At 71.3% G+C, this 20852-nt stretch carries 17 protein-coding genes and 2 pseudogenes; 13 read left to right on the top strand and 6 right to left on the bottom strand.

Features of this window, described 5'->3' with window-relative positions; translation table 11 throughout:
* The first annotated feature begins 208 nt into the window (after window positions 1-208).
* Genes panD through IEY89_RS04165 form a run of 3 tightly spaced genes read left to right on the top strand, consistent with a single transcriptional unit; the run spans window position 209 to window position 1709 of the window.
* Window positions 209-628 carry an aspartate 1-decarboxylase gene (gene panD / locus IEY89_RS04175; RefSeq protein WP_189146094.1) on the top strand — a complete coding sequence of 140 codons (420 nt, stop codon included), beginning with the start codon at window positions 209-211 and terminating at the stop codon, window positions 626-628.
* 59 nt (window positions 629-687) lie between these two features.
* The gene (locus IEY89_RS04170; RefSeq protein WP_189145872.1) at window positions 688-1032 is read left to right on the top strand and encodes a GNAT family N-acetyltransferase; all 345 of its coding nucleotides are present in this window, start codon (window positions 688-690) and stop codon (window positions 1030-1032) included.
* A 26-nt stretch (window positions 1033-1058) separates the two neighbouring features.
* On the top strand, window positions 1059-1709 hold the full coding sequence (locus IEY89_RS04165) for an aspartate/glutamate racemase family protein (protein ID WP_189145871.1): 651 nt from the start codon (window positions 1059-1061) through the stop codon (window positions 1707-1709).
* A 466-nt stretch (window positions 1710-2175) separates the two neighbouring features.
* Here IEY89_RS04165 and gnd read toward each other — a convergent pair whose 3' ends face one another.
* Complete coding sequence (gene gnd / locus IEY89_RS04160) at window positions 2176-3615, bottom strand: NADP-dependent phosphogluconate dehydrogenase (protein WP_189145870.1); 1440 nt, start codon at window positions 3613-3615, stop codon at window positions 2176-2178.
* A 326-nt stretch (window positions 3616-3941) separates the two neighbouring features.
* Between gnd and IEY89_RS04155 the strand changes: the two genes are divergently transcribed.
* A complete protein-coding gene (locus IEY89_RS04155) occupies window positions 3942-5111 on the top strand; it encodes a transglycosylase family protein (RefSeq protein WP_189145869.1) in 1170 nt (389 codons plus the stop codon).
* On the opposite strand, the gene IEY89_RS04150 is transcribed toward IEY89_RS04155, so the two are convergent.
* Window positions 5101-6225, bottom strand: a complete 1125-nt coding sequence (locus tag IEY89_RS04150; protein WP_229695047.1) for a DMT family transporter — start codon at window positions 6223-6225, stop codon at window positions 5101-5103. The two genes, IEY89_RS04155 and IEY89_RS04150, sit on opposite strands and share 11 nt — an antisense overlap.
* 228 nt (window positions 6226-6453) lie before the next feature.
* Between IEY89_RS04150 and IEY89_RS04145 the strand changes: the two genes are divergently transcribed.
* From IEY89_RS04145 to IEY89_RS04120, 6 genes are all read left to right on the top strand, one after another.
* A complete protein-coding gene (locus IEY89_RS04145; RefSeq protein ID WP_189145867.1) occupies window positions 6454-7188 on the top strand; it encodes a (2Fe-2S)-binding protein in 735 nt (244 codons plus the stop codon).
* 37 nt (window positions 7189-7225) lie between these two features.
* Window positions 7226-8395 carry a glycogen synthase gene (gene glgA, locus IEY89_RS04140; RefSeq protein ID WP_189145866.1) on the top strand — a complete coding sequence of 390 codons (1170 nt, stop codon included), beginning with the start codon at window positions 7226-7228 and terminating at the stop codon, window positions 8393-8395.
* A gap of 53 nt (window positions 8396-8448) precedes the next feature.
* Entirely contained in the window at window positions 8449-9669 is a 1221-nt protein-coding gene (gene glgC, locus IEY89_RS04135; RefSeq protein WP_189145865.1) for a glucose-1-phosphate adenylyltransferase, read from the top strand.
* Window positions 9670-9952: 283 nt separating this feature from the next.
* Window positions 9953-12217: a GH92 family glycosyl hydrolase gene (locus IEY89_RS04130; protein WP_189146093.1), complete on the top strand. Its 2265-nt coding sequence runs from the start codon at window positions 9953-9955 to the stop codon at window positions 12215-12217.
* A 166-nt stretch (window positions 12218-12383) separates the two neighbouring features.
* Window positions 12384-13730: a wax ester/triacylglycerol synthase family O-acyltransferase gene (locus IEY89_RS04125; RefSeq protein ID WP_189145864.1), complete on the top strand. Its 1347-nt coding sequence runs from the start codon at window positions 12384-12386 to the stop codon at window positions 13728-13730.
* A gap of 115 nt (window positions 13731-13845) precedes the next feature.
* On the top strand, window positions 13846-15357 hold the full coding sequence (locus IEY89_RS04120; RefSeq protein ID WP_189145863.1) for an SDR family NAD(P)-dependent oxidoreductase: 1512 nt from the start codon (window positions 13846-13848) through the stop codon (window positions 15355-15357).
* Window positions 15358-15442: 85 nt separating this feature from the next.
* On the opposite strand, the gene IEY89_RS04115 is transcribed toward IEY89_RS04120, so the two are convergent.
* A complete protein-coding gene (locus tag IEY89_RS04115; protein WP_189145862.1) occupies window positions 15443-16234 on the bottom strand; it encodes an SDR family oxidoreductase in 792 nt (263 codons plus the stop codon).
* Between the two features lie 71 nt (window positions 16235-16305).
* Window positions 16306-16764 (bottom strand): hypothetical protein, encoded by a 459-nt coding sequence (locus IEY89_RS04110; RefSeq protein WP_189145861.1) that lies wholly within the window; start codon window positions 16762-16764, stop codon window positions 16306-16308.
* Window positions 16765-17204: 440 nt separating this feature from the next.
* Between IEY89_RS04110 and IEY89_RS04105 the strand changes: the two genes are divergently transcribed.
* Window positions 17205-17378, top strand: a complete 174-nt coding sequence (locus IEY89_RS04105; RefSeq protein WP_189145860.1) for a hypothetical protein — start codon at window positions 17205-17207, stop codon at window positions 17376-17378.
* Between the two features lie 106 nt (window positions 17379-17484).
* On the opposite strand, the pseudogene IEY89_RS04100 reads toward IEY89_RS04105, so the two are convergent.
* Window positions 17485-18826: pseudogene (locus IEY89_RS04100) on the bottom strand (amidase).
* Window positions 18827-19215: 389 nt separating this feature from the next.
* Here IEY89_RS04100 and IEY89_RS41850 point away from each other — a divergent pair.
* Both IEY89_RS41850 and IEY89_RS04090 read left to right on the top strand, forming a co-directional pair.
* Window positions 19216-19491 (top strand): annotated as a pseudogene (locus IEY89_RS41850) (glycoside hydrolase family 20 zincin-like fold domain-containing protein); the annotation flags it as partial.
* Window positions 19492-19720: 229 nt separating this feature from the next.
* Window positions 19721-19945, top strand: a complete 225-nt coding sequence (locus IEY89_RS04090) for a hypothetical protein (protein ID WP_373287188.1) — start codon at window positions 19721-19723, stop codon at window positions 19943-19945.
* A 73-nt stretch (window positions 19946-20018) separates the two neighbouring features.
* Here the strand turns inward: IEY89_RS04090 and IEY89_RS04085 are convergent, their stop codons facing one another.
* A complete protein-coding gene (locus IEY89_RS04085) occupies window positions 20019-20765 on the bottom strand; it encodes a FadR/GntR family transcriptional regulator (protein WP_189145859.1) in 747 nt (248 codons plus the stop codon).
* Window positions 20766-20852 lie beyond the last annotated feature (87 nt).

Here is a 20852-nt window from a genome sequence, read left to right as displayed (position 1 = left end):
TGCCGTGTATACGCGGCATGTATACGTAGGGCGTATAGCTCGCGCGGGGCGTACGGCCGTGCAGGTGAGGGAGGGGAAGGGTTCGGGGAGGCTGCTCTTGTGGAGCGACGTCGCTGACGACCGTCGACTGCGAGGCGGGCCAGTTGTAGGGTGAGGACCGCCCTTGACCTGCAGAAAGCTGGCAGGGAGCCGTCTTGAGGAGTCCACATTGCTGCGCACCATGTTCAAGTCCAAGATCCACCGAGCCACCGTCACCCAGGCCGACCTGCACTACGTCGGCTCCGTGACCATCGACGCCGACCTCCTCGACGCAGCCGATCTGCTGCCCGGTGAGCTCGTGCACATCGTCGACATCACCAACGGTGCCCGGCTGGAGACCTATGTCATCGAGGGCGAGCGGGGGTCCGGCGTCGTCGGGATCAACGGGGCGGCAGCCCACCTGGTCCATCCCGGGGATCTGGTGATCATCATCAGTTACGCTCAGGTGACCGACGCCGAGGCGCGGGCGCTGCGGCCGAAGGTGGTCCACGTGGACCACGGCAACCGTGTCGTGGCGCTGGGCGCCGACCCGGCCGAGCCGGTGCCGGGATCGGACCAGGAGCGCAGCCCACAGGCGGTCACGGTCTGACCGTCCGGCGAGCCGACGTATCCGGCCGGCGATCCGAGGACCCGATGAGGAGTGTGTCCATGAGCGACATAGAGATCCGCGACGACCGGACGGCGGGCCGCCTGGAGGCGCTGGCGGCGGGGGAGGTCGTCGGCCACATCGCGTATTTCGTGCTGGCCGCGCGGGGCCGCGCTCTGGTCCCGGTCCACACGATCGTCGAGCCGGCGCACGAGGGACAGGGCATCGCGGGCTCACTGGCCCGCGAGCTCTACCTCATGGCCGCGCGTGAGGGCATCGTCGTGGCTCCCCTCTGCCCGTACGTCGTGAAATGGGCCGAGCGTCACCCCGCCGAGGCCCCGGCGGCGGACCCCCAGCTTCTCCGCGCCGCCAAGGAGTGGCTCGTGGCGAACCCCGACCGCTTCTGACGCCCGACAAGGGGACTCCCCTCACCGTGCTCGCCCTTCTGCACACCTCGCCCCTGCACGTCCCGGTCTTCGAGGCCCTGTGCGACGAGGACCACCAGGGCCTGGAACTCGCCCACTTCGTCGACGAGGACCTGCTGACCAGGGCCCGGGCCGACGGGCCCGACGCCGTGGCCGGCGACGTCCGGGACATCCTGGAGCAGGCCGTCGCCGACGGAGCCGTCGCCGTCCTCTGCACCTGCTCCTCCATCGGTGGCGTCGCGGAGGTGGCCGCCGGGGAGATCGGGGTGCCCGTCCTGCGGGTCGACCGTCCGATGGCCGCCGCCGCGGTGGCCATCGGCCCGAGGGTGGTCGTCGTCGCGACCTCGGAGAGCACGTTCGGACCCACGGTCGCCCTCGTCGAGGAGGAGGCGCGCCGCGCCGGACTCCCCGCCGACGTACGGCCACTGTTGGTGGACGGCGCCTGGTCCCTCTTCCAGGCCGGCGACACGGAGGGCTACGTCCGTTCGGTCGCCGACGCGGTGGACTCGATCCCCGGCGACAGCGCCGACGCGATCGTCCTCGCCCAGGCATCCATGACCCCGGCGCAGGCACTGACGACGACCACCGTGCCGGTGCTGTCCAGCCCCCGGCCCGGACTCGCGGCGGCGGCACGGGCCGCCGTGACCGGCCGACGGTGACCCACCTGGTCCCCGCGCACAGCGCGACGGGGTGAGTGGGGGCGCGTGCGCCGGGTACGCGGGGGAGAAGTCCAGAGCCGACGAACCCACTGGCTGGAGGACACAGTGACCCAACCGGACCCGTATCCCCACCCCGTACCGCCGGGCCCCACCCCCGGCCCCTACCCGGACCCGACCCCGGGCCCTCCGCCGGGCCCCGACCCGGAACCTCCGATCCCCGGGCCGACCCCGACACCTCCGGACCCGGCCCCGTCCCCCATCCCACAGCCCCCGGGCCCCGAGCCGGTACCCGAGCCCGAACCGGGTCCACCGCTGTCCTGAAAGACCAGGTGGGCGGCCGGAAAATGCCGACCGCCCACCATCACCCTCGGGGCGCGGAACCGCGCCCCGAAAGGGGCGCGGGGAACTGCGCGACCTGCCCCCACAACCCGCAGCCGAAGAACCGCCCGACCCGCGGGAGCGACCCTCAGCCGGTCACCTCGGACCGATCCCCACCCCACAGCGTGTGGAACGAGCCCTCGCGGTCCGTACGCCGATAGGTGTGCGCACCGAAGAAGTCCCGCTGGCCCTGCGTAAGCGCCGCAGGCAACCGCTCCGCGCGCAGAGCGTCGTAGTACGCGAGGGCCGCCGCGAAGCCCGGCGTGGGCACACCCTGGCGGGTCGCGGCGACCAGCACCTCGCGCCAGTCGTCCTGCGCCGCCGCGATCTCCTGCGCGAACGTGTCGTCGGACAGCAGGCTCGGCAGGTCCGCCCGCGCGTCGTACGCGGCGCGGATACGGTCCAGGAACGCCGCCCGGATAATGCAGCCGCCGCGCCAGAGGGCCGAGACGGCACCGAGGTCGATGTTCCAGTCGTACTCCGCGCCGCCCGCCGCGATCTCGTGGAAGCCCTGGGTGTACGACACGATCTTCGACGCGTACAGCGCCTGCTCGACACGGTCGGCGAAGGCCGCCGCCTCCGACTCGCTCAGCGGGGTCGCCTTCGGGCCGGCCAGCCCGCGCGACGCCTCGCGCAGCGCCGCGTGGCCGGAGAGGGAGCGGGCGAAGACGGCCTCGGCGATGCCCGACACCGGCACGCCCAGGTCCAGGGCGATCTGCACGGTCCAGCGGCCGGTGCCCTTCTGCTCGGCCTGGTCCACCACCACGTCCACGAACGGCTTGCCCGTCGCCGCGTCCACGTGCGACAGCACCTCGGCGGTGATCTCGATCAGGTAGGAGTCGAGACGGCCCGTGTTCCAGGTGCGGAAGATGTCGGCGATCTGCGCGGGGGAGTACCCGGCGACGTCGCGCAGCAACTGGTACGCCTCGCCGATCAGCTGCATGTCGGCGTACTCGATGCCGTTGTGGACCATCTTCACGAAGTGCCCGGCGCCGTCCGGACCCACGTGTGACACACAGGGGGTGCCGTCCGCCGCCTTCGCGGAGATCTTCTCCAGCATCGGACCGAGCGAGTCGTACGACTCGACCGGGCCGCCCGGCATGATGCTCGGGCCGAGCAACGCGCCCTCCTCGCCGCCCGAGACGCCCATGCCGACGAAGTGGATGCCCTGCTCGCGCAGGTCGCGCTCCCGGCGCCGGGTGTCCGCGAAGTGCGCGTTGCCGCCGTCGATGATCATGTCGCCGGGCTCCAGGAGCGGGGCGAACTCCTGGATGACGGCGTCGGTCGGCTCACCGGCCTTCACCATGACGACCAGGCGACGCGGCCGTTCCAGCGCGGCCACGAACTCCTTGGCGGTGTCGGCCGCGATGAAGTCGCCCTCGGACCCGAACTCCTCGACCAGGGCGTGCGTACGCGCCGCCGTCCGGTTGTGCAGCGCGACCGTGTAGCCGTTGCGCGCGAAGTTGCGGGCGAGGTTGCGGCCCATCACCGCGAGTCCCGTGACGCCGATCTGGGCTGAGTTGCTCATGCGGATGGCTCCTAGTGGGTCCTGGAAAACGGTGGTGCCGGTAGGTCCTGGAATCGGTGGTGCCGTACGTGCTCGCCAGTATTGCCCTTCGGGCCATCCTGACGCGCCGGTACGCCGACCGCACATCCGGGCTGCCGTTCCTGCGTACGCAGATACGGACCAGGACCCCCACCTGCCTCAGCGTTTACGCAATCGACCCGTATTCCTGGCCACTTCGGGTTCGCGGCGGGCGAACTTCGGCCGCACGGAGGCTGATTTGCAGTCTTGTGTGGCCTGTTGACAGCGTTTACTTTTGCGGCTCCTGGCAACGGTAAGGGGGCTCTTCCATGGCCGTACGCGGCAAGCATCGCCGGTACCAGCCGAACCGGATCAACCGGGCCTCTCTCACCGTCACCGCGGGCAGCGCCGGGATCGCGCTCCCGCTGGTCGGTGCCGGAGCGGCGGACGCGGCGGATGTGGCGACCTGGAACAAGGTCGCCGCCTGCGAGTCCACGAACGACTGGAACATCAACACCGGCAACGGGTACTACGGCGGGCTCCAGTTCAGCCAGTCCACCTGGGAGGCGTACGGCGGCAGGGTCTACGCCGGGCGTGCGGATCTGGCCACCAAGGACCAGCAGATAGCCGTGGCCGAGAAGGTGCTCAAGGCACAGGGCCCCGGCGCCTGGCCCACCTGTTCGGTCCGCGCCGGCCTCACCCGCGGCGGCGACACCCCCGACATCAACCCCTCCGGCAACCCGGGCAACTCCGAACGGAAGTCCCAGCGGACCGTCCGTGACGTGAAGCCGCAGATCACGCCCCAGTCCCAGGCGGGCACCGCCGAGATGTACACCGTCGTGCACGGCGACACCCTCTCCGGCATCGCCGACGACCGCGAGGTCCGGGGCGGCTGGCAGCGCCTCTACGCGGCCAACCGCACGACCATCGGCACCGATCCGGACCTGATCGTCCCCGGCCAGCGGCTGAACCTCCGTACGAAGGCCGCGCCCGCCGCCCCCGCCACCGCCGAGCCCGCGCGCAAGTCCACGACGGAGAAGGCCCCCGCGCGCACCGCCGAGAAGGCCGCCACCAAGGCACCCCGCACCACGACCACCACCCTCACCGCGCCCGTGGGCGCCGCGACCGGGACGCCGTACCACAAGTCGGGTTCCTCCTGGTCGAAGGGCTACCACACGGGCGTGGACTTCCCGGTGCCCACCGGGACCTCCGTGAAGGCGATCGGCGTGGGTGAGGTCGTCGAAGCGGGCTGGGGCGGGTCCTTCGGGTACCAGGTGGTGATCCGGCACGCCGACGGGCGCTACTCGCAGTACGCGCATCTGTCCGCGATCTCCGTGCGGGCGGGGCAGTCGGTGTCCGTCGGGCAGCGCATCGGGCGCTCCGGTTCGACGGGCAACAGCACGGGCCCGCATCTGCACTTCGAGGTGCGGACGGGACCCGGCTTCGGCAGCGACATCGACCCGGTGGCCTATCTCCGGGCCGGCGGCGTCAGGATTTGACCCGCATACGGTGCCGGTCCCGGGCGGAGATCGGGATCGGCACGTAGGGGATGCCGGAGAAGGCCCCGTAGGGAACGGGCTCCCCGTCGAGCACATCGGGCACGGTCAGCGGTGCCGGTGCCGCCACGGTGGTCAGGGCCGCGTGGGCGGGTTCCTTGCTCACCGCCGCCGTCTCCATGTGCTCCTCCTGGCCGGATCCGGCCTGTTCCGGTGACGAGGGTGCCGAAGCAACGGAAACAGGAACAGGGGAAAGAAAGGCAGAGGGCGTGGCGTCCCTGTGGGTGGCGTGCTGCAGCCGCTCCGTGGTGAGCAGGATCAGGCCGCCCGCCGCGACCACACCGCAGCTCAGCGCGAGGATGGTGCCCGTGGTGCCGTACCGGAAGGTCTCGCCGAACATCGTGATGCCGACCGCCGCCGCCACGACCGGGTTCACGACCGTCAGCGTCGCGAGCGGCGCCGTGAGGCCGCCGCCCCGGTAGGCCGCCTGTGAGAGAAGCAGACCGGAGACACCGAGCACCGCGATCAACGCCAGTGACGGCACATCCGCGGTCGTGAGGCCGCCGGACCAGTCCACGGCGACGACCTTCGTGAACACGGACGACATCCCGAAGGCGATACCGGACGCGATCGCGAGCAGGGTGCTGCGCACCGCCGGGTGCCGGTGCGCGGCACGCCCCGCCACCATCAGCGCCACCACCGCGGAGCTGGTGACCACGGCCAGCAGCACCCGCTCGGTGGTGCCCAGGGACTGCGCCTCGGAGGTGCCGACCAGGGACAGCAGGCCCGCGAGTCCGAGCGTCGCCATGATCGCGCCGCGCCAGGCCGCCGCCCCGGCCTTGCGGCGCACGAACAGGGCCGCCATCGGCAGCGCGAACACGATGGTCAGGGCGCCCATCGGCTGGACGACGCTCAGCGGCCCGAAGGCCAGCGCCACCACGTGCAGCACTCCGCCGAAGCCGTTCAGCGCCACGGCGGCCCACCAGACCGGCCTGCGCATCGGCGCGTAGGACGGACCGTGCCCGGAATCCGCGACCCTCTCCTGCACGATCGCCCCACCCGCGTAGGCGACAGCGGAGACGAGCGACAGCACAATGGACAACGCGAGGGCGCTCATGAGCAACTCCTCTGCGTGCAGCGGGGGCGCGGGGCCCGGCGCGGCGATCGGTCGGCTTCCATGGTGACTACGATCCCCCCTCGCGGGCGCCACCGCGTCGTACCAGAGCATCCATTACGTCCTACTGCCGATGGAGTACGCCGGGTCCCACGTCCTCCCCAGGGTGGGCGACGCGGGAGCGGAGCTGCTGCTCTCGGTCTACTGTCCGACCTGGTACTACTGCCTCTCGTGGACCTCGACCCCGATCTCGCGGCGCTCCGGCAGCTCGGCGGCTTCTTCGTACTACGCACGGCCGGAGCCCTCGACGATCAACCGCCGACACTCGCGCAGGCGTACGCACACCGCGGGGAGGACGTTTACCCGGATTCCATAACTTTCCGCCTCCGTACGGTCGCAGACCGTATTCACGCCTCTGAGCTGCGCGTTTCCGCGTCGATCGCCCAACAGGGGCTCGCGGCCCGTCTGTGGTCCGTCGCCCTCGGCTGTGCAGTCCTGTACGGCACGGTCCCCGACGTCGACCCCCGCCTGCTCCACTGGGACCCTGCCGCGAGTGCCCCCGACGACCTGTGGCTGGCGGACGTGCGTCCCCTACCGGCCGACGCGGCGACGATCGCGGACCTCGTCGTACGAGGGCATCTGGAGCCCCTCACGGCCGCCCTGCACGGCCGGTACGGCGTCGCCGAGGGCCTGCTGTGGGGCAACGCGGGCTCGGCGCTGGCCGGCGCGGCCCGCGAGCTCGACCGCTGGGCGCGCGGGGCGGGCACGGACGCCGGTGCACGCGCCCAGGTCCTCGCTTCCGAACTGTTCGCCCACCCCCGCCTCGCCCCGACCGGCACCCTCACCAAAAGCGCCTTCCGGCGGCGCAGTTGTTGCCTCTACTACCGGGTGCCCGGCGGCGGGATCTGCGGCGACTGCTGCTTCACCAGGACACCATGGTCTTCCCCGGACGCCACATCTGGGTGACCATGTGGGAACCAACCGCCGAGGCAGGGAGTTTTGGGTGCGTGTGGGCCTGCTGACCCGGGAGTACCCGCCGGATGTGTACGGCGGCGCGGGTGTCCATGTCGAGTTTCTGGCCCGGGAGCTGGGCGCCCTCACCGACCTGGAGGTGCACTGCTGGGGCGAGGGCCGCGGAGTCGGCGTCGTCCGGCACCGGTCCTGGCCGGCGCTGGACGGGAGCAACGACGCCCTGCGTACGTTCTCCACCGACCTCTCCATCGCCGCCGCCCTCGAAGGCCGCGAACTCGTCCACTCCCACACCTGGTACGCCAACCTCGCCGGCCACTTCGCCAAGCTCCTGTACGGCGTCCCGCACGTGATGACCGCGCACTCCCTGGAGCCCCTGCGCCCCTGGAAGGCCGAGCAGCTCGGCGGCGGATACGCCCTGTCGAGCTGGGCCGAGCGCACCGCCATCGAGGCCGCCGACGCCGTGATCGCCGTGTCCGGGGCCATGCGCGAGGACATCCTCGCCTGCTACCCGGCCCTCGACCCGGCCACCGTCCATGTCGTCCACAACGGCATCGACACCACCCTCTACCGCCCCGACCACGGCACGGACGCGCTCACCCGGATCGGCGTCGACCCCGACCGGCCGTACGTCCTGTTCGTCGGCCGCATCACCCGCCAGAAGGGTGTCCCCCATCTGCTGCGCGCGGTACGGGACATCGACCCGGCGGCCCAGGTGGTGCTGTGCGCGGGCGCCCCCGACACCCCGGAGATCGACCGGGAGTTCCGCGAGCTCTTCCAGGAACTGAGCGCCGTACGCGAGGGCGTCTTCTGGATCCCGCAGATGCTGCCCCGCCCGGATGTCATCCAACTCCTCACGCACGCCGCCGTGTTCGTCTGCCCTTCGGTGTACGAGCCGCTGGGCATCGTCAACCTGGAGGCGATGGCCTGCGGAACTCCCGTCGTGGCCTCGCGGGTCGGAGGCATCCCCGAGGTGGTGGAGGACGGGAAAACCGGGGTACTGGTGTCCCTGGACGACGACTCGGGGATCTTCGAGGCGGACCTCGCGCGAGCCCTGGACTCCGTGATCGGTGATCCGGAGGCCGCGCGGCGCATGGGGGACGCCGGACGGGAGCGCGCGGTGGGGGAGTTCGGCTGGGACGCCGTGGCCAGGCGGACGGTAAGGCTCTATGAGGAGATCCTCAAACAAGGTCAACAGGCTTAGCCCGACCGGCGTACGGGAAAGCATCGTGCACAACCACGGTGAGGGGAGCGACGATGCGTCGTGGTGGGCCTTCTGTGCTCGGAATCGTGCTGGCGGGCGGAGAGGGCAAACGCCTGATGCCGTTGACCGCGGACCGCGCGAAACCGGCGGTGACCTTTGGCGGAACGTATCGCCTGGTCGACTTCGTCCTGTCCAATCTCGTCAACGGTGACATCATGCGCATCTGCGTGCTCACGCAGTACAAGTCGCACTCGCTGGACCGGCACATCACCACCACGTGGCGGATGTCCAGTCTGCTCGGCAACTACGTCACCCCGGTCCCCGCCCAGCAGCGCCTCGGTCCGCGCTGGTACCTGGGCAGTGCCGACGCCATTCTCCAGTCCCTCAACCTCGTGTACGACGAACAGCCCGACTACGTCGCGGTGTTCGGTGCCGACCACGTCTACCGCATGGACCCCCGCCAGATGCTCAACCAGCACATCGAGAGCGGCGCAGGGGTCACCGTCGCGGGGATACGGGTGCCGCGCGCCGAGTCGTCGTCCTTCGGCGTGATCAGTCCCGGCTCGGACGGCCAGACCGTGCAGGGCTTCCTGGAGAAGCCCGCCGACCCGCCGGGCCTGCCCGACGACCCCGGGTGCGTGTTCGCCTCGATGGGCAACTACATCTTCACCACCAAGGCCCTCATCGAGGCCCTGCAGCGGGACGCGGAGGACGGCGACTCCGTGCACGACATGGGCGGTTCGATACTGCCCTCGCTCACGGACCGGGGTGAGGCCCAGCTGTACGACTTCAGCGAGAACCACGTGCCCGGCGAGACGACCCGCGACCAGGGCTACTGGCGGGACGTCGGCACGCTCGACGCGTACTACGACGCCCACATGGACCTGATCGCCGAGCGGCCCGCCTTCAACCTCTACAACCGCAGCTGGCCCGTCTACACCCACTCCGGCCAGCTGTCGCCCGCCCGCTTCAACGCCGGCGGCATCGCCAGCGAGTCGATCATCAGCGCCGGGTGCCTGATCCGGGGCCAGGTGACGCGCTCGGTGCTCTCGCCCGGCGTCCGGGTCGATCCGGGTGCCGTCGTCCAGGGGTCGGTCCTGCACGACAACGTGCGCATCGGGCGGGGCGCGATCGTGCGCGGGGCCGTCCTGGACAAGAACGTCGAGGTCCCCCCGGGGGCGACCATCGGCGTCAACCCGGAGCGGGACGCCGACCTGTACACCGTTTCCAAGGGCGGCGTGATCGGCCTCGGGAAGGGCCAGCACGTGTCGTAGGCAGGTGCCCCCGAGCCACGCCGACGGCCCCGGTGAGTCCGTGCTCACCGGGGCCGTCGGCGTGTCCGGGCTCCGGCGAGTGAGCCGAACGGGCTGTTGCCGTACGGCCGCGAGGTGACGGTGCGGGGCGCGGCGCGGATCGGGACGTCCGACGAGGAACGGATCCGGGACACGGACCCGGGAGCCTCCCGCGGGCCGCCCCGCCAGCCGGCCCGAGCCCACGGAGGTTCTCCCAGTGAGATGGACGCTGCGCACCGCGGGGGCGGTGACGGCCGCCGCCCTGATGGCCGGCGCGCTCGCCGCCCCGGCCGCCCACGCACGTGAGGAGCGGCTCACCGACCTGGTCAACCCGTTCATCGGCACGGAGAACGAGGGCAACACCTTCCCCGGCGCGACCGTGCCCTTCGGCATGGTGCAGCTCTCGCCCGACACCGGGCACAAGACCGGTTACCGCTACTCCCAGAGCCGCATCCGGGGCTTCTCCCTCGTCCACCTCTCCGGTGTCGGCTGCCGGATCGGCGGCGACCTGCCGGTCCTGCCCACGACCGGCGACATCACGAGCACCGACTACGCGTCCTACGCCGCCGAGTTCACCCACGACAGCGAGAGCGCGAGTCCCGGCCACTACCAGGTGGGCCTGGAATCGGGCATCGAGGCCGAGCTGACGGCGACCGCGCGCACCGGCGTCCAGCGCTACACCTTCCCGGCGACCGGCAAGGCCAACGTGCTGCTCAACGCGGGCCAGTCGCTGCACACGAAGGTGGCGAACCGGGTCGAGATCCTCGACGACCGGACCGTGCGCACGACGATCACCGGCTCCGGCTTCTGCCGGGGCACCAAGCCGTACACCGTCCATACGATCACCCGCTTCGACCGCCCGTTCACGGCGTACGGCACCTGGGACGGCACCACGGTCACCGGCGGCTCCCGGACCGGGGCCGACGGCGCCTACGTCCGCTTCGACACGACGGACGGGGACCGCACTGTCGAGGCGACCACCGCCCTGTCGTACGTGGACGCGGAGGGCGCGGCCGGCAACCTGCGCGCCGAGGGCGGACGTCCGTTCGACGAGGTGCGGGAGGAGGCCAGGAACGCCTGGGAGGCACGCCTCGACGACGTCGGCGTGACCGGCGGCCCGGACACACTCCGCCGGACCTTCTACTCGTCCCTCTACCGCAGCTTCCTCGCCCCCAACATCGGCAGCGACGCCGACGGCCGCTACACCGGCTGGGACCTGAGGATCCACCGCGCGCGGGACTTCACCTACTACCAGAACTGGTCCCTGTGGGACACCTACCGCACCCAGGCGCAGCTCCTGTCGCTGCTCGCGCCCCGTGAGGCCCGGGACATGGCGCTGTCGGTGCTCAAGATCGACGAGGAGGGCGGCTGGCTGCCCAAGTGGGGCTACGGCACGGTCGAGACCAACATCATGACCGGCGACCCGGTCACCCCGTTCCTCACCCACGCCTACCAGCAGGGGCTGCTGCACGGTCACGAGGAGCGGGCGTACCGCGCCCTGAAGAAGAACGCGGACGGCGTGCCGCCCGCCGCGCTGCCCATGCTGGGGCGCGAGGCGAACCGGGAGTACATCGAGAACGGCTTCGCGCCCTATCTCAAGGGCCGCCCGCGTACGAAGCCCGGCGACTCGGACTACCACTGGGGGGCGTCCGTCACCCTGGAGTACGCCCTGTCCGACGCGATGCTGGCCCAGATGGCACGCGAGCTCGGCCACGAGGCCGACGCCGCCCGCTACGCGGACCGGGCGCAGAGCTACCGCGATGTCTTCGATCCCTCGACCGGCTTCTTCCGGCCCCGGGACGGCTCGGGCGCCTTCGCGGGCGACCCCGATCCGGCCAAGGGCGAGGGGTTCCACGAGGGCACGGCCTGGCAGTACCAGTGGCTGGTTCCGCAGGACCTGCCGGGCCTGGTGGACCTGCTCGGCGGCAGGCAGGCGGCCAACGAGCGGCTCGACGCCTTCTTCGCGTACGACCGGATGATGGCGGACCCGGCCGGAACGGCCCGCGAGGTGTGGGTGAACGGCCCGTACGCCTACTACAACGCGGACAAGTACAACCCGCAGAACGAGGTCGACCTCACCGCCCCGTACACCTACCTGTCCACCGGCCAGCCCTGGAAGACGACCGAGGTCGTGCACGCCGCGCTGACCCTCTACACGGACGGCCCGACCGGGATGACCGGCAACGACGACATGGGCACCATGTCCGCCTGGCACGTCCTGTCCACGATCGGGATCTTCCCGGTGCAGCCCGGCTATGACACCTGGGGTCTGTCCACCCCGGTCTTCGACCGGGTCGACCTCACCCTCGACCCCCGCTACTACCCGCTCGGCGCCCTCACGGTCACGGCGCCGGGTACGTCGGACAGCCGACGGTACGTCCAGTCGGTGGCCGTCGACGGGTCCTCGTACAGCCGTACGTATGTGACGAGCGGGATGCTGCGGGGTGCCCGCTCGCTCGACTTCACGGTCGGCCCGGAGCCGTCCGGGTGGGGAACGGGCGCGGCTGAGGCGCCGCCAGCTCTGAAATAGGCGCTTTGGGCCCCGGCGTAACCCCGTGAGTCACCTGAGTCCCGCCGCTCTCGAAGCGGCGGGACTTAATCCGCTGTTAACTGAGCGTAGCTTGATCGTGCTTGACCGTAATCGTCCGTAGGCGATTGACTGCTGACTCACCCGTCGTCGACGCGAGAGTGATCCCTTGACCTCTGAGACCTCGGACCTGCTCGCCCCCCTCGACCTGGCGTTCTGGAACATGGATTCCGACCTGCACCCCATGCACCTGGGCGCACTCGGTGTCTTCCCGTCCCGCTCACCCACCGCCGGAGCCCACGCGGCCGATCTGCTCGCCGCCCGCGCCGCCGCCGTCCCCGGACTGCGTATGCGCATCCGGGACGTCTGGCAGCCCCTGCTCCCGCTGGCCTTCGGGGGAGCCACCCGCGAAACCGCACCGGACTTCGACCCGCTCGACCACGTCCGGCTGCACGCCCCGGCCTCCGACTTCCACGCCGAAGCCGGACGGCTCATGGAACGCTCGCTGGAGCGTGGCCGGCCGCCCTGGGAGGCACACGTGCTGCCCGGCGAGGACGGCACCTCCTTCGCCGTGCTGTTCAAGTTCCACCACGCCCTCGCCGACGGCCTGCGCGCACTGACCCTCGCCGCCGGCGTCATGGACCCCCTGGATCTGCCCAAGCCGCGCCCACGCCCCGAACAGCCGGTCACCGGCCTCTTCCCGGATGTGCGCAAGCTGCCGGGGCTGGTGCGCGACGCCCTCTCCGACGTGGGCCGCGCCCTGGACATCGGCGTGTCCGTCGCCCGCTCCGGCCTGAACACCCTGAACACACGCTCGTCGGCCGCGCTCGTCGCCGAACCGACCGGCACCCGCCGCACCGCCGGAGTCGCCATCGACCTCGACGAGGTCCACCGGGTGCGCAAGACCGTCGGCGGCACCGTGAACGACGTACTCATCGCCGTCGTCGCGGGAGCCCTGCGGAGCTGGCTCGACGAGCGCGGCGACGGAAGCGAGGGAGTCGCCCCGCGCGCGCTCATCCCCGTCTCCAAACGACGTCCGCGCACCGCGCATCCGCAGGGCAACCGGCTCTCCGGGTACCTGATGCGGCTGCCCGTCGACGACCCGGACCCGCTCCGGCGCCTCGACTCCGTACGCAGGGCCATGGACCGCAACAAGGACGCGGGCCCCGGGCGGGGCGCGGGCGCGGTCGCGCTGCTCGCCGACCATGTGCCGCCGCTCGGACACCGGCTCGGCGGACCGCTGGTCAAGCAGGCCGCCCGGCTCTGGTTCGACATCCTCGTGACCAGCGTGCCGCTGCCCAGTCTCGGCCTCAGGCTCGGCGGCAACCCGCTCACCGAGGTCTACCCCTTCGCCCCGCTCGCCCAGGGCCAGTCGCTGGCGGTCGCCATCTCGACCTACCGGGGCCAGGTCCACTTCGGGCTCGTCGCGGACGCGGAAGCCGTGCCGGACCTCGACCGGTTCGCCGCCGCGCTGTCCGCCGAGGTGGAGACGCTGGTCGCCGCCTGCACCCTGTGACCCGCGTCATGATCGTCGCGGGTTTGGTGACTGGGCCGGGGCTTCCGTAAAATCGCCTGTTCGAGAGCGGGCGCGGTCTGAGCGCCGCGAAGGCGACCCAGGGAACGGCAGCGCGATGACGGTGACAGAGGACGGCCCGACGGCCGTGGACGGCTCGGACGACGTGGGCGACGTCTCCTACGGCCCCGGCATCGACCCCGAGCGCATGGCCGTCTGCCTCAGCGTGCTCGAAGAACTCGACAAGCTGGACGTCGACCACCCCGACGCCATCGCCGTGCGCCGCGCCACCGCCGGTGTCTACCGCACGGTCAAGCAGCGCCGCCGGCAGGAGCGCCGGGCCTCCAAGACCGCCCACGACAAGGCGGTCACCGAGTCCACGGCGACCGGCTCCGCCCAGCGCATCGACGACGAGACCGAGGGCATCCTGCCGTCGTCGGTGACCCAGGAGGGGCAGATCGCGGGGATACTCCAGCGCCCGCGCTCCTGCTACACCTGCAAGACGCGCTACGTCGAGGTCGACTACTTCTACCACCAGCTCTGCCAGGCCTGCGCCGCCCTGAACCGCTCCCGCCGCGACGCCCGCACCGACCTCACCGGCAAGCGCGCGCTGCTCACCGGTGGCCGGGCCAAGATCGGCATGTACATCGCGCTGCGGCTGCTGCGCGACGGCGCGCACACCACGATCACCACCCGTTTCCCGAAGGACGCCATCCGCCGCTTCAAGGCCATGGACGACTCGGCGGACTGGCTCCACCGCCTGGAGGTCGTCGGCACCGACCTGCGCGACCCGGCGCAGGTCGTGGCCCTGGCCGACCGGGTCGCCGAGCAGGGTCCGCTCGACATCCTCATCAACAACGCGACGCAGACGGTACGCCGGCTGCCCTCCGCGTACGCCGCGCTGGTCGAGGCGGAGAGCGCTCCGCTGCCGGCCGGTGAGCTGCCCGCCCACCACGTCATCGGCGCCTTCAACTCCGGCGCGGTCGACGGACTGGCCGCGCTGCCCGTCGGTATCAGCGGCATCGACGCCCAGAAGGTCGCCGACCTCGCCCTGGTCGCGGGCAACGCCAGCGTCGCCCGGCACCTCGACGGCACCGCCATCGACGCGGGCGGCCTCGTCCCCGACGTCGTCGACACCAACACCTGGGTACAGACCATCGAGCAGATCTCCCCGGTGGAGCTTCTCGAAACCCAGCTGTGCAACTACACGGCGCCGTTCATCCTGATCAGCAAGCTGCGGCCGGCGATGGCCGGGGCGGCGCGCGGCGCGGTCAGCAAGCGGGCGTACGTCGTCAACGTCTCGGCGATGGAGGGGGTGTTCGGCCGCGGTTACAAGGGCGCGGGCCACCCGAACACGAACGCCGCGAAGGCCGCGATGAACATGGTGACCCGCACCAGCGCGCAGGAGATGTTCCAGGCCGACGGGATTCTGATGACCTCGGTCGACACGGGCTGGATCACGGACGAACGCCCGCACTACGACAAGCTGCGCCTGGCCGACGAGGGGTTCCACGCGCCGCTCGACCTGGTCGACGGGGCGGCTCGTGTGTACGACCCGATCGTGCGCGGCGAGGCGGGGGAGGATCTGTACGGGGTCTTCATGAAGGACTACGCGCCCGGTAAGTGGTAGGCGGGAGCCGGCGGTGCGCGTGCGGGTAGTGGGGGGCTGGTCGCGCCCACGCGGCGGAGCCGCAATTTGACACCGCCCCGCGCCCCTAGGTGGGTCTCTGCAGCCGCAAGTGTTCATGGACCGTGTATGTCGTCCCCGTTTGCGCTGGACGTACACGGGTTCCGCCATCCACCAGCAGGTCTGTCCCCGTTACCCATTCCGCCGCGTCCGACGCCAGCCAGAGCACCGCGTGGGCGATGTCCTCGGGCTCGCCGATTCGGCCGAGTGGTAGGCCGGTGACCTCGCCGTGCTCCCATACGAAGCGGGCCATCTCCGTGCGGACGAGGCCGGGGGAGACCGAGTTGACCCTTACCCTCGGGGCCAGTTCGCCCGCGAGTTGCTGCGTGAGGTGGAGCAGCGCCGCCTTGCTGGTGCCGTACGCGCCGATGTGGGGGCCGACATGTGTGGCGCCCTCCGTGCAGATGTTGACCACGGTGCCGCCGTGGTCGCGCATCCACGCCCGCCACGCGCACTGTGTCAGCCGCAGCGGAGCCTCGACGTTCATCGTGAACGCCTCGCGCCAGGTGTCCGGGTCGGCGTCCATGAGCGGGCCGTAGGGCTGGTTGGTCGCCGCGTTGTTCACCACGATGTCGAGCCGCCCGAACGCGTCGAGTGTGAACTCGGTCAACGCCGACAGGTGTGCCGGATCGGCGACACTGCCCGCCAGCCCGACTCCGCCGAGCGACTCGGCGGCCCGCCGCACGCCCTCCGGGTCACGGGCCGTCACACACACCCTCGCTCCCGCCCCCACGAGCGCCCGGGCGACGGCCAGCCCGATCCCGCGTGTGCCCCCGGTGACCAGGGCAACCTGCCCGTCGAGTCCGTACGGCGACGTCATCCGCGTACCGTCTCATGACGGGCCGTCAGCCAACAGCCCCTGGACGTAAGGGGGTTCGAGGGCGGCGGCGTTCAGTCGACGGCGCCCAGCCGGGAGCGCTGCTGTGCGACCAGTTCCAGCAGTGTGCGCCAGTCCTCCAGGACGCCCGCGTCGAACCCCGGGACCCGGCCGGCCTCGTCCGCCTGGCGCAGGGCAAGCGTGTCGGCGTCCATGTGCGGGTCCAGGTCCGTGGCGTAGGGGCTGTCGTGTACGAGGCGGGCGACCCGTTCGCCGAGCAGGTGCCGGACGGCGTCCGCCGCGACCCGGGCGTGCCGGGCGGGGGCGCCGGGCACGAGGAGCCGGCCGATGACATGGACCAGGCCGGCCACCTGGAGTTCCTTGTCGGCGGGGCGACTTCGGCGCAGCAGGGCGGCCGTCTGGAGGGCGTGCTGGTGCAGATCGACCGGACCGACCGGGCCGCCGCCGTGCTCCGGGGTGCCCCGGCAGGCGTGCAGCAGATCCATCAGCTCCTCGACGCCGCGCAGCTCCATACGTCAGTCCTCCCGAGTCCTACGGCGGGACCAGCCGTTGCCGTCGGCCAGCAGATCAGGGCCGACTTGCGTGCGGGCCAACGGGAGCTGAACTGCCGGACGTGTTCCGGCAATGGCGTACGTGGGGGCGTCGACTGAGCCGTACGGGTGAAGCGCAAACCGTGCTCAAGGTTACAAACAACCGCAGATTATGGCTGAATGAACACTGAGCGACTTGAGTTCTTTACTCCTTGTTTTCACCCCATCGAGCGGGCACCCGCTCATTTGGTTAATACTGGAGCGGACGGGCAGCACGACCGGGTTCCACCCACACCCACGGTCCGTTACCGGCGCCACCGCGTCCTGACTGTTCCCGACCCAGACCCGAGTGGACGTAGAGCGGCCGGCATCAGTCTGGTCCCGAATGTCCTGAGGGTTACCCGACACATAAGGAGTGCGCGGTGACACCGGAGAAGACGAAGCTCGAAGAAGGCCCCGCAGAACGCACGGCGGCCCCCGGCGACCGAAGCGAACGGCTCGGCAGCCTCGACGTCTGGGCCAGGTCGGCCCCGATCCGTTTGGCGGGCTACGAGGACGACCTCGCCGAGCCCCACATCCTGCCCAGCGTCGACTGACGCCCCGACAGGACCTGTCGAGATCGCCGTCGGCATGGGTGTGCCCGACTCGCGCCCATGCCGATCGAGGAGTTTCCGGTGAGCCGCGGCCTGCGACCGGCCGCGGTCAGGCGAGCGGAGCCGTCCGCTGCCAGGGGTGCAGCTCCTCCAACTGCTGGGCCACGTCGAGGAGTACGGCCTCAGAGCCCGGGCGGCCCACCAACTGCACGGCGCAGGGCGCGCCCGATGGCGGTGCCGAACGGCACCGCCATCGCCGGCCAGCCCGTCAGGTTCCACGGGGGCGTCATCGGCGAGTAGTTCGTGTTGGCGAGGACGTTGCGCAGCCAGCCCCGTTCGTGCCAGGCCGCGGCGGTGGGAGAGCGCCGGGCCAGTGCCGGGGTGAGCAGCACGTCGTGCTCGGCGAAGAACGGTTCGAGGCGCCGACGCAGTTGTTCCTTGTGCTGCCCCCGCTCGACGTGGCCGACGAACCGGCGCCCGACAGCCGCGTGGACCCGGGTGCGCCGGGTCAGTCCGCCCCGGTCGAAGCCCTCCGCGTCCCGCGCCGTGCCCGCCGTCCAGTGGGTGAACGAGGTCACGCCGATCGACAGCGGGTACGGCGGGTCGGCGGGCCGCACCTGGTGACCGGCGCTGTCCAGCAGTGCGGCGGCCTCGCGTGCGGCGGAGGTGAACGGCCTGCTGACGGTGACGCCGGTGATGGGGCTGCGGACGGAGAGGGCGATCCTGCGGCCGGCGTGCGCGTCCGACCGTACGAACTCCGTGTCCGCGAGGACCGACAGCAGCAGGCGGGCGTCCTCGACCGTCGTCGCCAGCGGACCGTTCTCCGACATGCCGAACCAGTCGCCGTTGCCGATGCCCGCCGGGACGACCCCGAGACCCGGCTTGATCGTGACGACACCGCAGTTGGCGGCGGGGATGCGCAGTGAGCCCATGCCGTCGTTGCCCAGCGCGACGGGCACCATCCCGGCGCCGACGGCCGCGGCGCTGCCGCCCGAGGAACCGCCCGCCGTGCGGGTGGTGTCCCACGGGTTGCGGGCCGTGCCGAGCGGGCCCTCCGTGGTGCCCCAGATGCACAGCTCCGGCACATTGGTGACCCCGACGACGATCGCGCCCGCCGCGCGGAGCCGGGCCACGGTGACGTGGTCGTCGTCGGCGGGGGCGTCCGGCGTCGCGGTGGAACCGTGCCGGGTCGACTCGCCACGCACGCCCAGGTTGTCCTTCACCGCGAGGGGTACGCCCGCGAGCGGGAGGTCTGCCAGGTCGGCGCGGCCGGCCACCTCGTCCGCCTCGGCCAGCGCCTCCTGGGCCCGCAGCCGGCGGAACGCTCCGACCCGGACGTCCAGCAGTTCGATGCGCGCGAGATGCTCGGCCACGACTTCACGCGGTGTGATGCGCTTCTCGCGTACGGCGGCGGCGATCTCGACGGCGGTACGGCCGACCCAGCTGGTCACAGGGGCTCCTCGGGGTGGATGCGACACATCGTGCAACGCGTGAGGCGATGAGGCTACTTGCGAGTACGGATTGGCGTCGAGTGTCGTCGGGCTTGGACGTTCGGCCCGTGTCTCGTGGACTTTTCTGCCACCGGGACTCCTGGTTCCCGTGGCGGAGTCGCTGGTCATCCGATCACTGGCCGACTCGCCTGGCTCCGGACCCCATTGTCACTGTCCGGGGCGCGCCCAATCAGCACACCTCCGATGAATGGGAGCTTCCAGATGAGTAGGTAGCCGAGACGTCGGCTTCTGGGTGCGCTGGTGACCCTCCTGCTGCTGGCCGCCCCGGTTCCGGCCGCCGCGGGCGCAGTGGCGGCGAGTATCCCGGTCACCGTGCCCGCCCTCGCCAACTGGACACCGGAGCAGGGGAGTTATCGGTACGGCGGCGCTGCCCGCATGGTCGCCCACTCCGTGCCCGAGGCAGGGTCGCGGACACGCTCGCCGACGATCTGCGCGACGGGGGCCACGGCATCGTCCCCGTGGTGAGCGGCGGTGCACGGTCCGGTGACATCGTTGTCGACGTGGCCACGGGGCGGGCCGCACTCGGCGCCGAGGGGTACGAACTCCGGGCGGGCGCACGGCTGTCGGTGACCGGTGCCGCCGAGGCGGGCGCGTTCTACGGCACCCGTACCCTCCTCCGGCTCCTCGCCCAGGGCGACCGGATCCCCGCCGGACGCACGGTCGACGTACCCCGGTACGCGGAGCGGGGCGTCGGCGTGTGCGTCTGCTGCATCCACATCTCGACACCGTGGCTGGAGAACCTCGTACGCGACATGGCGTACCACAAGCTCAACCAACTGCTCCTGCGCCCGGACTCCCGGTGTCGTCACCGTCGACCTCGGCAGGGAGTGCGAGGTGGACCGGGTCCGGCTCGCGGAGGGCATCCGGCACGGACAGCAGGCCGAGGCGTTCACCGGGGACCGCTGGACCCGGATGGCGGGCGCGGGCACGGTCGGCGCCAGCCGGATTCTGCTGCTGGCGGCTCCTGTCCGGGCACGGCGGTGGCGGGTCCGGGTGACACAGGCCCGCGCACACGTGCGGGTCGCGGAGTTCGGGCTGTACCGGTCGGCGGTGGGCTGACGGTCGCGAGTGGGCGTCGTACGCGGGTGCGGTCGGCGTTCCGTGCCGCACCCGCCGTTTGCCGGTGCCCTGCTCAGGCCTGGTGCTCATCCGAGGGCGGGGACGCGGCCTGGCCCCGCAGCCACTGTTCCACCTCGCCGACGTGGGCCGCTGCTGCCGCCCGGGCCGCCTCCGGGTCATGGGCGACGAGTGCGCGGTGGATCGCCGCGTGCTCGCGGCGGGTGCGGGTGAAGGCGCCCTCTTCCTGGTAGGCGCGCCAGACACGGGCGCGGAAGGTGCGGGAGGAGAGACCCTCCAAGATCGCCGCCATACTGTCATTGCCTGCCGCTGCGGTGATTTCGCGATGGAATGCCAGGTCGTGGGCGAGGATTTCCTCGGGATCATCGGTGGTGTTCATTGCCGTGAGGTGTTTCTCGACCTGGGCGAGCTGGGCCGGGGTTATCCGGGCTGCGGCCAGGGCGGTCGCCGTCGACTCCAGGATGCGCCGGACCTCGAGCAGCTCGGCCAGCCGTGGGCCCCGCGAGAGGTCCGCGACCACGCCGAAGGTCTCCAGCAGGTCGCCGGCCTCCAGCTGGGTCACGTAGATGCCCGAGCCGTGCCGGGCCTCCAGTACGCCCATCACGGTGAGCGCCCGGATCGCCTCCCGCATCGAGCTGCGCGAGATACCCAGCCGGGCGGCGAGATCACGCTCGGTGGGCAGCCGCTCACCCGGTTCCAGCCGGCCCTCGCCGATCAGTGCCTTGATCTGGTCGATGGCGCGTTGCGTCACGGTGCCCTTCTGTGGGGCGGCCTCGCCGTTCCTGGCCGGGATCTCGTCCACGCCGTGTCCTCCTGTCGCCGGGTCCGCCGCAGTCTAACCAGAGGGTTGGTCGGACCACTACTGACGGAATCTAGGAAAATTTGGCCC

Source organism: Streptomyces lacrimifluminis (assembly GCF_014646095.1).
Lineage (GTDB): Bacteria > Actinomycetota > Actinomycetes > Streptomycetales > Streptomycetaceae > Streptomyces > Streptomyces lacrimifluminis.
The sequence above is the reverse complement of the archived record's forward strand: the minus strand, read 5'-3'. Positions and strand labels throughout refer to the sequence as shown.